The sequence below is a fragment of the Oceanobacillus sp. FSL W7-1281 genome (genome assembly GCF_037969835.1).
Taxonomy (GTDB): Bacteria; Bacillota; Bacilli; order Bacillales; family Amphibacillaceae; genus Oceanobacillus; species Oceanobacillus oncorhynchi.
In genome coordinates, this window is the sequence record NZ_CP150214.1 from 4663920 (window position 1) to 4679008 (window position 15089).

Consider the following 15089-nt stretch of genomic DNA (forward strand, 5'->3'; position numbering starts at 1 on the left):
CTTAACCCCTTTGATATACAATCTTTCCGTTTTTCCATGTTGTTTGTGGAATTAAACGTTGATTTACTTTCATCACTTCACCATGAGAATCGATTAATTCTCTATTCTTTTTCTCAATATGAAACATCGTAATATCTGCTTTCTTTCCAGGTTCCAATGATCCATAATTCATTAAAGACAGCGTTTTAGCCGGAAGAATTGTAACGGATTCGATTAAATCTTCTAAGTCATATCCTACTGCTAATAATTTCGATATGGTATCCATTAAACTGCCAACTGGCTGTTCAAAATTTTTTTCATAAACATCTGTACTGATCGTAAATGGATAACTGTAATTCTCTTTAAATCGTTTAATTGTTTGATATGAAAAGCTTGATGTTCCATGACCAACGTCAAATTTAACTCCCCGCTCTAGCGCCTCATGTGCTTCAGGTATTAAAGCTCCATCTTCATCAAGAATCCCGCCTTTTTTGCCATGAAAAGCATGCGTTACAATATCGCCATCTTTTAATAAAGGAAGAATTTCATTTAATGGCGGAGGAGGTGAGCCAATATGCACCATGATGGGCGTATCCGTCTGATCAGCTAATTTGCGGGCATGTTCCAAAGGGCGAATACCCTGATTTCCGACAACAGATTGACTCATTCTGGCTTTTAAGCCAACAATAGCCGGTTCTGAAGCTTTTATCGTTTCCCATACACGTTCACTCATTAATTTTTCAGGAGCAGACAATTCATCCAATCCCTCTACTAAGCCCGTGGCGGATACATTTAATAACGATAATATTTCTGTCGTATGTTGATTGATAATTTTATCCTTAAATTGAGCATAATCTTTATACCCTGTACTTCCTGCATCAACAACTGTTGTAACACCCTGATTAATACCGATTTTGTCAGCATTTATCCCAATTTGAGCAAAATTTTCAAATACGTGTACATGCATATCTATAAACCCCGGGGCAACATAGCTTCCCTTTGCATCCCATTCTGTCAGCAAATCCGTTTCCTCAATATCTTCTTCAGCTATTATTTCATCATCTTTCACATAGATATCTTTTTTAGTAAACGCTTTATTAACAGCGTTAAATACAATTCCATTTTTAATAATGGTAACCTTTCCCACAGCTTGCTTCCTCCTTTTCAATATAGAATAAGATCGCTTTTTTCTCATCTGCATTGGCCAGCAGCCCTTGTTTTTTAAAAACTTCATCTACTTTCCGATAATCTTCTGTCTCTATAAAAGATGTATTTACAAGGTGATCATATTCCATTCTGAATTTAATACGATGAACCATGAGAAAAACATGCATTAGAAAAGCGTCCTCCATTTTATGCTTGATTCTGCCTTTAAAAGCTTGTTTAATTCCCAAATATAATTCCATCGCTTCTAATATAACTGCTCTGGAGTATTCTTCTGGATCATCGATATTGCTTTCGTCTTTGTTGATTATCTGCTGTGCAATTACTTGGTTATCACCAGTTAATTCACTTACTTTGCTCTTTAACTCTTTAATATTACTTTCGCTCGGTACCGGGTCTACCCATATCGTTGGTATAGCGGTTTCAATTGGAAATACACTAATGATGATGTCAAACGTATCCTTTTCCATAATCTCGTCTAAATCATCTAAGCCACAATATTGAATGATTCTAATCCGCGGCACTTCTTTTTCCACACGATTTTTTATAACACGTGCCACTCCTCTGCCGCTCGCACAAACATAGAGTGCTTTTAAAGGTTTCTTGTTTTCAAAAGTCGTTTCCATCGATACAAGAAAATGCAATGTAACAAATGAACTGATCATTTCAGACGTAAAATTATGTGATTCAATATACTTTTCACATGCTTTTTTAACAGGATGATAAAGATAATCATGCTTTGTTTTAAGATCTTCCATAAATGGATTATTCTCTAATAAAATGGCATTTTCTTCAGTGAATTTATTAGAGAAATGAGACAATAAGTTTGTTTGTAACGTACTATCGTTATAAAAAGGAATGGAAAGTCTTCTGCTCACATAATGAATAATATTATTCGTCATTTCGATCAGGTCTTCGTTGTGATTATTTAATAAGGCATTTCTGTAAATATAAATGAATTCATCATTTGTTATCTCTAGACTGAAATGTTCAAAAACATCATTTGCAACAGCATAGACGAACATTGCGAATGTTGACATGGACATATCTATCTCATCATTATTTCTTCCTAATTGAATAGCATTTTCTTTCGTTACTCGGCAAACCGAAATCACTAACCTTGTAAATAGGGTGAAAATCTTAACAGAGGCAGGATGGTATTCAACCAATGATTGTTTAATAGATTTCATCAGTATTTCATCTATTAGTAGAACCACCTTTTTCATATCTGGTGAAAAGGAAGTGAGTTCTTCTTTAAATTTCAAATATATTTCTGGTCTATACGATTCCTCAATGACAATTTTGTATGTTAGTAAATATTCCGCGTGCTGCCGTATATCTACTTCTTCTCCTGCAATAGTATATCCTTTTCTTGGAAATACCTTTAACGTTATATTATTCTCAGCCAAGTGTTTTTCAACTTTTTTCATATCCTTATAAATCGTTTGCTTGCTTACAAGTAACTGATCAGCTAAGAATTCCGCCGTAATATACTTGCTGGGATGTAAACTTAGCAATAGGACAATACGGCGTATGCGTCCCTCTTCGCCCCAAATTTCTTCATCTACTGTCTCTAATAAGAGTTTGTGATAGATTTTCATTTTCTCTTTTTCATTTAAATTGGTAATCCAAAGGCCTTTAACCGGTTGTGACTGTAAATCTACTTGGTGCTTTTTAAACCAATACTTTACTTCCTTCATATCTGATTTAATGGTTCTAAGTGATACAGAACACTTATCAGCTAATTCTCGATAAAGTAACGGCTTTTCACAATTCAACAACATAGATGCAATTTCTTTTTGTCTATTTGTTAACATGCTTATCACCCTTTTCCATCCCTGCTTTCATTATAGATTTATAAATCTATGCCATACAGACAAACTTGGTTCCCTGTAGCAGTGCAAAAAATTATAACTATACAAAACCTATTAACTCAAAAGCTTCGACATTTTTTCCTATCCTTCGTTCAAATACTTACCTCCAATCTTTCTTCTTTTAATGGCCGCCATCTATCTTCAGTTAATCTTTGCTGCTGGCCAACCCGTTCTGAGAGAATATTCACTTCCTTGATAGTCATGTTTGTCGTACTAATACAGATAAGAGAAGCATCATTATTATTTTATAAAAATAGTGTAGTATATAAGTGATGTAGTGAAATTTGATACAAATTATTCACAAAGCAAAGGTATCTTTTAGACATGATTCAGAAGAGAGGGTAATACTAATGGAGTAAATCAAAAGGAGGAACAATTACTATTGGGGGTTAGTATAGACAAAATACTGCTATTTGCTCTCCACACCAAAAAAACTTGGATAAACAAGACAGCTTGTTCATCCAAGTTCTATGCACTTATGCAAAAGCATCAGCTACCTTAAATGTTGAATCCCCGTTTCCAACATTTCCATCTGCAGCAGCGTCTGCTCATCCGTAATCGTTTTATCTTTCCCATTGATAACCGCTTCATATAAATCGTCATATACACGTCCATAATCGCCATCTACCGATTTCACTGTTTCCTCATGTACCGTTCCTTCTTCATCCACATAAGTCAGTACGCCATAATGACGCAGTGTATCGATGCCAAAGTCCTCGTTATCCGGCATATAGAATAACTTGAGATGCTCTTCCTGACGATCTTTTGTTTCTTTGATAAAGCATCCTTTTTTACCATGCACCACAAAGCTGGGTCTTTCTTTCACTCTGAAATAGCTGGATTTCACCGATACTTTTAACCCGCCATAATATAAATCTAAATCAAAGTAGTCATTCATTCTTCCCTGTCCTAATAATTGCTTCACATCGTAATGGATATTATCCGGTTTTCCAAAATAGCTGATGACCTGATCCAGGGTATGGCAGCCATGTCCATATAGAAATGACGCATTAGGGTCAAATGTCTCGGCAGACTCCGGCACCTCGGGACGATAATAGTCATAATGCATCTCCACTTCCAGCAAGTCCCCGAGCTTTCCTTCTTCTATTACTTTTTGAACAGTTAAAAAATCACTATCAAATCGTCTGTTTTGATAGGCTTGGACAATCAATCCTTTTTCCTTTGCCAATGCAAAAATTTCTTTTGCCTGCTCCGAGGTTTCCATGAAAGGCTTTTCGACTAAACAGTGCTTATTATGCTCCAATACTTGTTTTGCGTATTCGTAATGGCTGTCATGTTTTGTACAAATCACAATGAGCTGAATGTCCTCATCACGTAATAATTCCTCTAAATCCGAAGTATAATGCACTCCTGCATGTTTATCCCAGCTATCGTTCGCAGGGGTTCTCCGGTAAATGGTTTTCACCTTGATATGTTCTCTTTGCATTACGAACGGCAGATGATACCTGTTCGTGCTTTTCCCGTTTCCAATATAGCCAATAGTAAGCATAGCGGCCTCCTAAAATAGATTTGTCTTTATATATACGTCGTTAACGTCTTCTTCTGGTTGCGCATGTAAATAAAAAAGTACCTCCTTCAATTGATAGTTTTATCATACCAGGAGGCACCTTTGTATTAACACATCTAATCGCCAAAAATCATCTAAAAAAGATTTATTACATCAGATTAATTGCATGGAATACCACACCGACTACAAACAATCCAAGAATCATTGTAATTGGTGACACTTTCTTCCGGAGCAGCCACATACAAAAGAGTGTCAGCAGCAGCCCGGCAAGACCAGGAATCAAACTGTCTAAGTTATCCTGCAGCGTCGTGACATCTGTTTGGGTCAATGACCTGCCCTCTTCCTGTTGTAACAATGCGGACTGAATCCCTTCCGCTCCTCCAGGCAAGTTATCCCATTCAATATAAGCACCTTCATCGAGCTGAACTTCTGCGACGGTCGGGGTAAAGCTTATATCTACCCAACGGTTTACCAGTGCACCGAGAATAAACATACCGAGTATCGATGCACCCTTGGTAATATCCTGGAGCAATCCGCCGGATAAGTCATCCGTAATTTTTTCCCCTGCTTTGTAACCAAGCTCCTGTGTATACCATAGGAATCCCATCCGGATCAAGTTCCATGCTACGAAAAAAATGATTGGTCCAAGGATGTTCCCAGTCACGGCAAGAGAAGCCGCCAATGAGCCGAGAATCGGTCTGAGGGTGAACCAAAAAATTGGATCCCCGATACCTGCTAAAGGCCCCATCATTCCGACCTTAACCCCTTGAATCGCTTTATTGTCAACCGGAGCACCATTTGCGCGTTCTTCTTCAAGCGCTAACGTTACACCAATAATTGGAGAAGCAACATATGGGTGTGTATTAAAGAATTCTAAATGACGCTGCAGTGCAGCAGCACGGTCTTCTTTTGTCTGATATAACCTTTTGATTGCGGGAATCATGGAAAATGCCCAGCCGCCATTCTGCATCCGTTCATAGTTCCAGGAACCTTGAAGGAAAGTCGAGCGCCACCAAATAGAAAGACGATTTCTTTTTGATAATTTGAGTTCTTCTTGTGCCATCTTCATGTCCTCCTTTTTTTAATAGTCATCAATAATTTCGCCTAAAGGATCACCAGTGTTTCCACCTCCGCCACCGGAGCCCCCTTGTTTCGTAAGTGCTATATAAATAAGTGCAAGTGCTACACCAATACCGCCAAAACCTACAAGCGTAATATCCGGAATCGTAGCCAGTACGAAACCAATGGCAAAAAATGGCCATACTTCTTTGGTTGCCATCATGTTGATAACCATGGCATAACCAACCGCTACGACCATACCGCCGCCGACTGCCAGGCCTTCAGTTAACCAGTCAGGCATCGCTTGAAGCATCTCTCTAACCGGTCCTGCACCAATAGCTACTACCAACGCAGCCGGAATGGCAATACGTAAACCCTGCATGCAGATAGCAATCACATGCCACATCTCTATTTTTCGTATATTTCCTTCCTTGGCCGCCGCATCCATTAAATGGACAATTCCTGTGGCAAGCGTCCGAACGATGATTGTTAATAACAGACCAGCAACAGCTAATGGAATAGCAATCGCCATCGCAGAATCTACGCCCGAGACTCCCTGCCCGCCTAAAACGAGAATAATGGCTGAAGCAACAGAGGCCAAAGCTGTATCCGGCGCTACGGCCGCTCCAATATTTGCCCAGCCTAAAGCAATAAACTGCAGGGAGCCGCCTAAGATAAGACAAGCGGTCAATTCTCCGCTAACCAGGCCGATTAACGTACAAGCAACAATGGGCTGGTGAAACTGGAATTGGTCCAGGATACCTTCAACACCAGCTATAAATGCTATAATAATAATTAATATTATTTGAATCATAGTTAAATCCATGATGATTAATCCTCCTTTTCCTTTAATAATTTAGGATTATTTCTGTCTGTCTAATTCGATTTGAGCTCTTCTCAAAATCTCATCCATATTCCCATATGAATCAGCTGGAACCTTCCGAACGTCAAAATCCACGCCTAATTCCTTCAGCTTTTTGAACGTATCGATATCATTCTGGTCAAAGGCAAGCACCTTATTGGGCTGCACTTTCCCAGTAGAATGGGACATCGATCCAACATTAATCGTATCCAGCGGAACACCGCCTTCAATAGCTCTCAGTACATCCTGAGGATTTTCGAAAAGAAGCAATGCGCGCTGTCCGCCAAAATGCTGATCATCCTTTGCGAGCTCCACCATTTTCTGAATAGGAACCGTATGTGCCTTGATACCTGACGGTGCAGCCTGTTGAATCAATTTTTTACGCAATTCATCCTTTGCTACTGTGTCCGATACAACGATGATACGCGTGGGCGATGTACTTCTTGTCCACGACGTTGCCACCTGTCCGTGCAGTAAACGAGAGTCAATCCGCGCTAACACGTAGTCAAATGACCCGGGGGCTCCTGCACTGGCTCCAGAAGATGCAGAAGCAGATTCAGCAGCTTCTTCCGGCTCTAATTCCTCCGGCTTTACCTTCACTGCATCCTTCGCCGTATCAATAATATGAGCCGCTATTTCATGCGCTGTGTTCATAGAAAAGCGCGATGCATACGATTCAATCACCATTGCTAAGTTTAATCCAGCAACGATAGCCCATGTATCTTCATGTCCTTCCATCAAGCTGCTTGCCTGATTAAAGGGAGTTCCGCCCCAAAGATCGACTAAGAATAATACTTCATCCTGATTGTCGAAAGAAGCAATGGCCTCTTCCATTTTTGCTCTTACGTCATCCGGTCCTTCACTCGGCATCAACGTAACAGCCTTGACATTCTCTTGCTCTCCAAAGATCATCGCTCCAGACTGCAAGATACCTGTCGCAAATTCACCATGGCTGGCAATGATAATTCCTACCATCTTTTTAACCTCCTTTTTATGATTGTTAAGGATTCAATAGATATGGCAAGCTCTTAAAGCAGTATGTTTGCAAGCTTTGTAAAACGCTTTCAACACCAATAAAAAAAGACATGAGAAAAAAGCAGGTTAAATGAAGATAAAAAGACAGAGATGTCCTTCCTCTTCGTTTTAATAACTACCTTTCACTCATGCCTGATCGAATCAGTAACACGTAAAATATAATTGCAGTGTTTATTTAATTTATATTATGTTCGAAAGCGTTTTAACCATCTATCTAAATAAAAAGCTTTCCAATTACTTTAATGAGCTTCTTCACTTATTATAGCACCCTGTTTTTCCCCTTTCAAGAGGGATTTTTTCTTGTGCCATTTCTGTAACTGTTTCTTCGTTAACCTGTCCCGATATCCCCCGGAAAACGAGAGACCTCTATCCACGCTGGACTCAAAACGATTAACTTTTTGATTTCTTACGCTTGAAATTGCGTTTAATGACTTCAAAAGCACCTAGGGATCGAACCATACGATCAGGGTCAACATATTCACGAATTGCCCGAAACACCCTTTTAGGCTCTTTCGATGAGAATGAAAATGTTCCATTCTTCTTCGTTTGAATGGCATAACGCGGGATCCATTTCCCTTTGAACATGACGGAAGCAATCACATAATCTATTTCCTCCCAAGGAATTTGAATATACTTACGGGCATCCCGTTTATTGTAGAATTCAAATCCTTTATCGCCAATCATAATCTTACCATATTCTGAAACTAATACATGTGAGGTTCCATCAATAACTAAATCTACTTTTGTATTGATTGATTGGACCATTTCATTTCCCCCTCATCTCTTTATACGAATTATTATACATGGTTTGGAGGGGGAAGTAAAAATAGTTTGGATGACGAGCCGTCTTTCAAGGTTTAAATAAAGGACGTTAACAAAGAACCCCAAACGAGTGTAAAGAGAGCTGCAAAAATCATTGCTAAGGAGGAAAAGACAGATTCCTGTTTTCCATATTCCAAGGCTTTATTCGTACCGACACCATGCGCTCCCATCCCTAAGGCTAACCCTTTAGCGATTGGTGTTTTGATAGACAGCCATTTCAGTACATTGGGACCTACGATTCCTCCCACGATCCCTGTGATGATCACAAAAACCGTCGTCAATGTCGGCAAGCCGCCAATTTCTTTGGATACCTCCATGGCAATCGGAGTAGTGATTGACCGGGGAAGAATCGACACAATAAAATCATCACTGAGATGAATTAGTTTAGATAACAAAAACGTAGAAATCATGGCCATCAGTGTCCCCATCGTAATACTGATAACAATGGTTTTCATATATTTCTTTATAATCGGCAGGTTCTTATAAATCGGCACCGCAAAGGCCACTGTCGCCGGTGCAAGCATATGTGATAAAAATTTGGAGCCCTGCATATAATCATTGGCAGACACATGCATGATAGAAATAATCGCAATTAATAGGATTGGCGCTAACAATAGCGGATGAAAAAGAGCAAGGTTCATTTTTTTATAAATTCTTTTAGAAAGGACATAAGCCAAATACGTTATCACCGTAAACAGCACAATAATCAATGCGATTCCCCCTTTTTCACAGCAGATACTTTTTCTGCCGTCCAAGCAGTCAGACCCATAACAATTATCGTACTAATAACAATCAAGCCAACAATCTCTAACCCTTGTATGCTGAAAATCTCTTCATAATTGATGATTCCCACAGCAGAAGGAATAAAGAACAGCAGCAGCTCTGCCATTAACCATTTCGCACCTTGGTCGACCCACTCTAACTTGATAACACCACAGCACAATGCCGCAAACAAGAGGAATAGTCCAAACATAGAGGCTGGAATAGGCAATGGAATGAAATATTTTAACACTGCTCCTAAGAGCAGAAAGACATGTAAAAAACAAATTTGTAAAATAACCTTTAAGACTTTCACAGGCTTTCCCTTCTTCTATACGTAATATAAAACATCTGCTATCTATATTACGCCCCTCTCCCCCATTCGTAAAATACATATTAATTATCATTTTCATGAATCAAAGTTATAATTAATCCGTTAAAATAAAATCAATAAACTTCCTTCCTGCGTTGGAAATATATTTCCCTTTTTTCGTGATAACCGCAAGCTTCCACATAATCGTCGGTTCCAAATCAATAATTTGTATATCCTTCGTAAACAGACGATTACAGATCGACTCCGGTAAGATCGTTACTCCTAAATCAGCGGCCACCAGCTCCGACATCAAATCCCATTGCATGCTCTTAAATAAAATTTTTGGTTCAAAGCCCGCTATCGTAAAGAAATGATTCCGGATAATTTGATTTAAAGCAAAATCCTCATGATAAAAAATAAATTCTTCATCCCTTAAATCCTTTACATTCACTTTAGAATAAGAAGCCAGCGGATGCTCCTTTTGAACAATCAGCTTCATTTTCTCTTTCACAATCGGATAAACATTAAAAATACGCTCATCTAAAGGAAGCACCGCCACACCAAGCTCAAACTCTCCCTCCTCCACACTTTTTACAACCCTGGCACCGCCATATTCCGTGATATCTAATTTGATATTCGGATAACTGCGATGAAAATTTTTCATTACTTCCGGGAAAAATAGACTCCCGATAAATGGTGGAAGACCGATATTCAGCTCTCCTACCGATAAATTTGTTAAATCACTTACTGTTAATTTCATTTCATCCACTAGATTGGTTATTTTTTGTGTGTATTCCAATACCGTTTTACCTGCATCGGTTAAGTCCATTGTTTTGTTTGTCCGGATGATTAGCGGGGTTCCTAGCTCTTCTTCTAGGGATTTAATGGACTTGCTTAGGGCCGGCTGGGAGATATGGATTTGTTCGGCGGCTTTTGTGATACTTTTTTGGTTTGCTATTTCTTTGAAATAGAGTAGTTGTTTTAGTTCCATGGGGTTCACCTCTTTGTTTTAGCAGCGATTTACATATTTGGAAATCTCACTCGATATTCATATGTGAGCGTCAAGTAGAAATGAACACTTTTTGCTAATTAAATTTGGACACTTTCTTCCATAAAAATGGAAGAACGGTGTTTCATTCGATAACTATCATCATCATGAAAATGAATAACTTCAGCTCGATGTAAAATTCTATCTAGGATAGCCGTTGTAATCCCTGGATCACCTAGTAATTCTCCCCATTCATTTGGTCCTTTATTAGAAGTTAATATAATTGAAGCCTTATCATAAAGGTCATTAATAAGATGGAAAAATAAATTCGCTTCACGTGTATCCATTGCCATAAACATTAAATCATCAATAATCACTAAATGAGAGGAACGAATTCGTTTCATTCTCGTTTGTGATTTTCTAGTAACTTCTTCTGTTTTTAATGTTTGAATCAGTTGCCCCATGGAAATAAAAGAGACTTTATATCCTTTTTGTATGGCTTCTATGCCCAGCCCTGTAGCTAAATGTGTTTTACCTACACCTGGCGGTCCTAAAACGATTAAATTATAGAGTTGATCTAGCCAGGTAAACTCCTTTAATTGATATACTTGTCTTTTGCTGAGTGATTGCTGCTCATCTAAATGAAACTCGTCCAACGTCTTATAGGAAGGGAATGCAGCCCATTTTAATCGTTTTTCGATTAATTTTTCATCCCTACGTTTTAATTCATATCCAGTCAATTGTTTCAAAAGTACTTGATATGTCCAATCTTCTGACTCTGCTTGTTGAATCAGAGATGGCAAATAATTTGCCGTCTCTGTGAGTCTCAACGATCGAAACTGTTGTTGTATTTCTTCTATTGAATGACTCATACCGTTGCTCCTTTCAATAACTCTATATAAGAATCCAATTCTCTTGTTTTTGGCTTGATTTGAAGCAGCGTATCATCCATACCATGCAATGTTTTGATAGCTTCTATTTGCGGAGGCCTTTGATGAGAATCCGTTTGTCTTTGGATAAACTCTACGACATCTCTAAACTCTGTTGCACTATATATTTTGCGTGTGACACATTCTTCTAAAGCTTGGTTCCTTCGTTCTCTTGTTACTGTTTTAGATACCTTTAAAATAAGAGATAATTGATCTCGTATATAACGAGGATATCTTTGGTGAATTTCCTGAAGGAAATCAGAAGCCATTTCCTTATCATCAAAGTACGTTGATACCGTTTCTATATAGGCAGCTATTCCTTTAGAACGGTCTCTGGTATGTTGAGAATCTTGAATCAATTTCCCTTTCTCTATACTTAATGTGTGTTTGGCAATGATTGCTCCATTCGATTCTTCACGTATTATTAATTCGTTTTGATCGCTTATTTCAATAAAAACTTCTTTATCTTTTTTATATGTACCAAGTGGTACCGAATACCGATTCGATTGATAGATAATAGTATTGTCCTTACGAACATTTCTTGTTATACTATTATCGATATTTGAAATTGAAATTTTTTTGTTGACTGGTCTTAAGTGTTGTTTTTCTAGGGCAAACACTTCGACTGGTCTTTTTTTTGTTGTATTATGCACTTTTCCGTTTCCCGTTCGAATCAGCCATGCTAAACAGGATTCATTCCATTTATCTATATGGTGAAATACGCGGTTCTTCGCAAAATTCTTCTTCACAAATCCTACGACATTTTCAATCTTCCCTTTACTTTCTGGATCAGCTTTTCTACATACAAAGAGCTTTAATTTTCTTTCTTCCCTGTATGCTTGAAATTCACTGGTAAGGATGAGATCACCTTCATTTTCACTTACTACGATAAGGGAATCTTGATCATAAGCTAACTCATATGGAATTCCTCCAAAATACTGAAAAGCATCTTCGTGAGCTTGAATCATATCTTTTGTTGTAAAAGGACGGGAGAGCCACGCAACGTATTTATAACGAGAGTGCGAAAGCACGAAACTAATAAAATATAATTTCTTCTCCTTTCCCTGGGATGTTTTCTGTATTGTCTGACCAAAATCTACTTGGGCTTGCTGCCCCATTGGTGGATCTGGAATAGCTTGATAGACACGCTTCATTTCTGTCTTTGGAATATGATATTTTTCCCGGAGTGCTTTGACATAACTACGAACGGTACTTTCTCCAACACATAGAGTTGGAAACCTTTCTTTTAACCAATCATGAACTTGAGCACTAGAAAGATCTGGATGTTCTGTTAGCCAAGTATGAATAAGTAATTCGTAGGCATCTAATTTCTTCTTTCTTGTCTGTGTGGAAGCTACCCACTCCGCCATTTCCTGAGGGGACTTTTCAAGGTATTTATATACTGTTGTTCTTGATATACCTAGTTTTCTAGCTATTCTCCGTATTTTAAATCCTTCTTGTTTTAGTTGATAGATTTCCATATACACTTTCCATGTTTCCACCTTTCTTACTCCTCCCATTTCTGTATCGTACAAACATGTATTATACAGTAAATGAAAGATTGCAATAATTAGTTGGTACCTGACGGAACGGCGAGCATGTAACAGGCTGCCGCCCCTACGGGGCAACAGCCTGTTACATGCCTATCCCCCAAGAAAAGTGTTCATTCTTATCAAGCAATAATGGTCTACTTTAGTTTAGCAGTTACATCATACCGTTAAATAGATGCGGATATATACTCATTACATGCAAAAATAAGTGTATTTTTTCATTACTTGCAATTGAAACCAACATAGGTATATCGTTAGAATTAAAAAGATCGCTATTAATACTTGTATTATACTGTTGCAACAGCATTGATAAATATAACTTTTCACTAGATGAAATAGAAGCTGAAACTTTTTTAATATGTTCAAAATTAAATCCAACTACTGACGTTTTTTTCTCGAATACAGCACTCTCTCTAATTAAAATACAATCTTCAAATTTTAGTAATGGTGTTTCCAAAAGAGTGTTCCAAAGTTCTTTAAGTAATCTATACCTGCTATATTTTTCATACTTTTTTTAATAGCATTAGAAAAGCTTTAAAATGACTATTAAATAAGAGATCAGTTCTTTAAGTTTTTTCATACTATATCTTTGTTTTGCAACAAAATTTGAACTTCCAAACAAATACTCTTGTTTGGAAGTTGTATTTTCATCAGTTATTTTATTTCTAATATCAGAAATTTCTTTTAAATAATTTTTATCATATGTTAATTTAACATCACATATTCTCTCTGCTTCATTAACTATTGATTGAGCAGAACCTTTATTAATTTTTTCTATCTCTTTTTTAATTACTTCCGCTAAGATAGAAATAGGAGAGTATAAATTATTATAAACCAATTCTGTAAAATTATTTAATTGCTGATTCTTACGGATCTTTTCAGGGAATGATGCTAATATATGCCTTATAGCTTCACATATTGAACTTTCAAATAGTGCAAACGCATAAATATAATATGCCTTATAGTTTACTTGATCTAAATTGGCCTGAATACTTTTTATTTCATTTAAATTTACTTTAATATTATGAATTAGTTCTTCACATACAAAAATTCTCATCAATACATCTCCTATTTTAATACCAAAATGAACCTAATTTTCTAAGAAGACAAAAATTATAAAGCTTTTTGTTGAATAAGCTTAGCTTGAATGTAATCCGCAATTAATTGGAAACAATTATAAACCAAAGCAACCACGCCTAAATGAACTTTCGCAGGCTTCTCAGTATGATAATGAACATTGTTTAGCTGATAAAACTCTTTCAGATAAATATTGACACGTTCTACTACTGTCCGTTGTTTAAAATATTTTTCTATACTTTTGACCTTCGTGCCGATAAAGTATACCTTCTTAAATCGATGATACCTTAGCTTTATACACTTTTTTACAGATACCCTCGTTCGCAGATAGACAATCACTGCATTCTTTAGGGTCTAATATATTTTAATGTTTCATATTTCGAACCAAGGCTATCATATTGATAAGAATGTTCTAGTAAACCGGTTGGGGAAAAATGTTTATCGTCTCCGATAACTTAACCTTCATTTCGCTTATTACAGGCAATGATAGACTGTTCCCCCCATGCGGTGAATCTGTGCTCGAAATCGTAACCAGCATCCAATGTTTGGAAAAAATCAGAAGTAAGAGGAAGCCTTTGATCCTTTCCTTCAATAGTGGATTTGTAGTCAACTAACATTATATAAGATTGGGGGAATTATTTCGTTTTCCGTGTCTTGAATTTGTTGGGGCACAATGATTAAAAATTATGAAAGGAGTTACAATATTATGACCGATGTGATGACCAAAGAGCAAAGAAGAAAAAATATGAAAGCAATTAAATCTGTTTCAAAATTAGAATCCATTGTTTCAAAAGAGTTGTGGCAAAAAGGATTTCGCTTTAGAAAGAATTCTAAAGATTTATTTGGCTCACCAGATATTTCAATAAAGAAATATAAAGTAGTAATCTTTATTGACTCATGTTTTTGGCATCAATGTCCTTTACACGGCAACATTCCAAAAAGTAACACAGAATTTTGGGAGAAAAAACTTCGACGAAACAAAGAACGAGATAAAGAAGTAAACGAGCATTATGAAAAGAGAGAATGGCACGTAAAAAGAGTTTGGGAACATGAAATAAAAAATGACTTAGAAAAAGTTATACGAGATTTAGTAACATTCATAAATTATGCGCAGAAGAATTCTTAATTCAAAATAAAATTGTCAAATAAA

Annotated in this window: 15 protein-coding genes; 1 reads left to right on the forward strand and 14 read right to left on the reverse strand. The window is 37.1% G+C overall.

Going from position 1 to position 15089, the window contains the following annotated elements; translation table 11 throughout:
• Position 1: 1 nt before the first annotated feature.
• The 14 genes from MKX55_RS22475 to MKX55_RS22540 all read right to left on the reverse strand — a co-directional run bounded on the left by MKX55_RS22475 (position 2) and on the right by MKX55_RS22540 (position 13919).
• On the reverse strand, positions 2-1126 hold the full coding sequence (locus MKX55_RS22475; RefSeq protein WP_339235153.1) for an amidohydrolase/deacetylase family metallohydrolase: 1125 nt from the start codon (positions 1124-1126) through the stop codon (positions 2-4).
• Positions 1104-2960 carry an HTH domain-containing protein gene (locus MKX55_RS22480; RefSeq protein WP_339235156.1) on the reverse strand — a complete coding sequence of 619 codons (1857 nt, stop codon included), beginning with the start codon at positions 2958-2960 and terminating at the stop codon, positions 1104-1106. The genes MKX55_RS22475 and MKX55_RS22480 overlap by 23 nt, the downstream gene beginning before the upstream one ends.
• Before the next feature lie 550 nt (positions 2961-3510).
• Positions 3511-4527, reverse strand: a complete 1017-nt coding sequence (locus tag MKX55_RS22485; protein ID WP_339235158.1) for an oxidoreductase — start codon at positions 4525-4527, stop codon at positions 3511-3513.
• 166 nt (positions 4528-4693) lie between these two features.
• A complete protein-coding gene (locus tag MKX55_RS22490) occupies positions 4694-5608 on the reverse strand; it encodes a PTS system mannose/fructose/sorbose family transporter subunit IID (RefSeq protein WP_289584532.1) in 915 nt (304 codons plus the stop codon).
• A gap of 18 nt (positions 5609-5626) precedes the next feature.
• Entirely contained in the window at positions 5627-6430 is an 804-nt protein-coding gene (locus MKX55_RS22495) for a PTS mannose/fructose/sorbose transporter subunit IIC (RefSeq protein WP_289584533.1), read from the reverse strand.
• A 36-nt stretch (positions 6431-6466) separates the two neighbouring features.
• Positions 6467-7441 (reverse strand): mannose/fructose/sorbose PTS transporter subunit IIA, encoded by a 975-nt coding sequence (locus MKX55_RS22500; protein WP_289584534.1) that lies wholly within the window; start codon positions 7439-7441, stop codon positions 6467-6469.
• Between the two features lie 450 nt (positions 7442-7891).
• Positions 7892-8266 carry a DUF956 family protein gene (locus MKX55_RS22505; protein ID WP_193063704.1) on the reverse strand — a complete coding sequence of 125 codons (375 nt, stop codon included), beginning with the start codon at positions 8264-8266 and terminating at the stop codon, positions 7892-7894.
• Positions 8267-8358: 92 nt separating this feature from the next.
• Entirely contained in the window at positions 8359-9024 is a 666-nt protein-coding gene (locus MKX55_RS22510) for an LrgB family protein (protein WP_339238604.1), read from the reverse strand.
• A gap of 5 nt (positions 9025-9029) precedes the next feature.
• A complete protein-coding gene (locus tag MKX55_RS22515; protein WP_339235161.1) occupies positions 9030-9398 on the reverse strand; it encodes a CidA/LrgA family protein in 369 nt (122 codons plus the stop codon).
• Positions 9399-9510: 112 nt separating this feature from the next.
• A complete protein-coding gene (locus tag MKX55_RS22520; protein ID WP_339235163.1) occupies positions 9511-10386 on the reverse strand; it encodes a LysR family transcriptional regulator in 876 nt (291 codons plus the stop codon).
• A 98-nt stretch (positions 10387-10484) separates the two neighbouring features.
• Positions 10485-11255 carry an IS21-like element helper ATPase IstB gene (gene istB, locus MKX55_RS22525; protein ID WP_193065035.1) on the reverse strand — a complete coding sequence of 257 codons (771 nt, stop codon included), beginning with the start codon at positions 11253-11255 and terminating at the stop codon, positions 10485-10487.
• Positions 11252-12832, reverse strand: a complete 1581-nt coding sequence (gene istA / locus MKX55_RS22530; protein WP_339238606.1) for an IS21 family transposase — start codon at positions 12830-12832, stop codon at positions 11252-11254. Before istA ends, istB begins: the two co-directional genes overlap by 4 nt.
• Before the next feature lie 184 nt (positions 12833-13016).
• On the reverse strand, positions 13017-13319 hold the full coding sequence (locus MKX55_RS22535) for a hypothetical protein (protein ID WP_339235164.1): 303 nt from the start codon (positions 13317-13319) through the stop codon (positions 13017-13019).
• A gap of 66 nt (positions 13320-13385) precedes the next feature.
• Complete coding sequence (locus MKX55_RS22540) at positions 13386-13919, reverse strand: hypothetical protein (protein ID WP_339181047.1); 534 nt, start codon at positions 13917-13919, stop codon at positions 13386-13388.
• Positions 13920-14645: 726 nt separating this feature from the next.
• On the opposite strand from MKX55_RS22540, the gene MKX55_RS22545 reads away from it, so the two are divergent.
• On the forward strand, positions 14646-15065 hold the full coding sequence (locus MKX55_RS22545; RefSeq protein WP_339181049.1) for a very short patch repair endonuclease: 420 nt from the start codon (positions 14646-14648) through the stop codon (positions 15063-15065).
• Positions 15066-15089 lie beyond the last annotated feature (24 nt).

Coding starts and splice junctions, on each gene's coding strand:
- istA (WP_339238606.1), bottom strand. CDS start 12,832: ATGGGAGGAGTAAGAAAGGTGGAAACATGGAAAGTGTATATGGAAATC.
- MKX55_RS22480 (WP_339235156.1), bottom strand. CDS start 2,960: ATGTTAACAAATAGACAAAAAGAAATTGCATCTATGTTGTTGAATTGT.
- MKX55_RS22490 (WP_289584532.1), bottom strand. CDS start 5,608: ATGGCACAAGAAGAACTCAAATTATCAAAAAGAAATCGTCTTTCTATT.
- MKX55_RS22545 (WP_339181049.1), top strand. CDS start 14,646: ATGACCGATGTGATGACCAAAGAGCAAAGAAGAAAAAATATGAAAGCA.
- MKX55_RS22520 (WP_339235163.1), bottom strand. CDS start 10,386: ATGGAACTAAAACAACTACTCTATTTCAAAGAAATAGCAAACCAAAAA.
- MKX55_RS22500 (WP_289584534.1), bottom strand. CDS start 7,441: ATGGTAGGAATTATCATTGCCAGCCATGGTGAATTTGCGACAGGTATC.
- istB (WP_193065035.1), bottom strand. CDS start 11,255: ATGAGTCATTCAATAGAAGAAATACAACAACAGTTTCGATCGTTGAGA.
- MKX55_RS22495 (WP_289584533.1), bottom strand. CDS start 6,430: ATGGATTTAACTATGATTCAAATAATATTAATTATTATTATAGCATTT.
- MKX55_RS22485 (WP_339235158.1), bottom strand. CDS start 4,527: ATGCTTACTATTGGCTATATTGGAAACGGGAAAAGCACGAACAGGTAT.
- MKX55_RS22540 (WP_339181047.1), bottom strand. CDS start 13,919: ATGAGAATTTTTGTATGTGAAGAACTAATTCATAATATTAAAGTAAAT.
- MKX55_RS22505 (WP_193063704.1), bottom strand. CDS start 8,266: ATGGTCCAATCAATCAATACAAAAGTAGATTTAGTTATTGATGGAACC.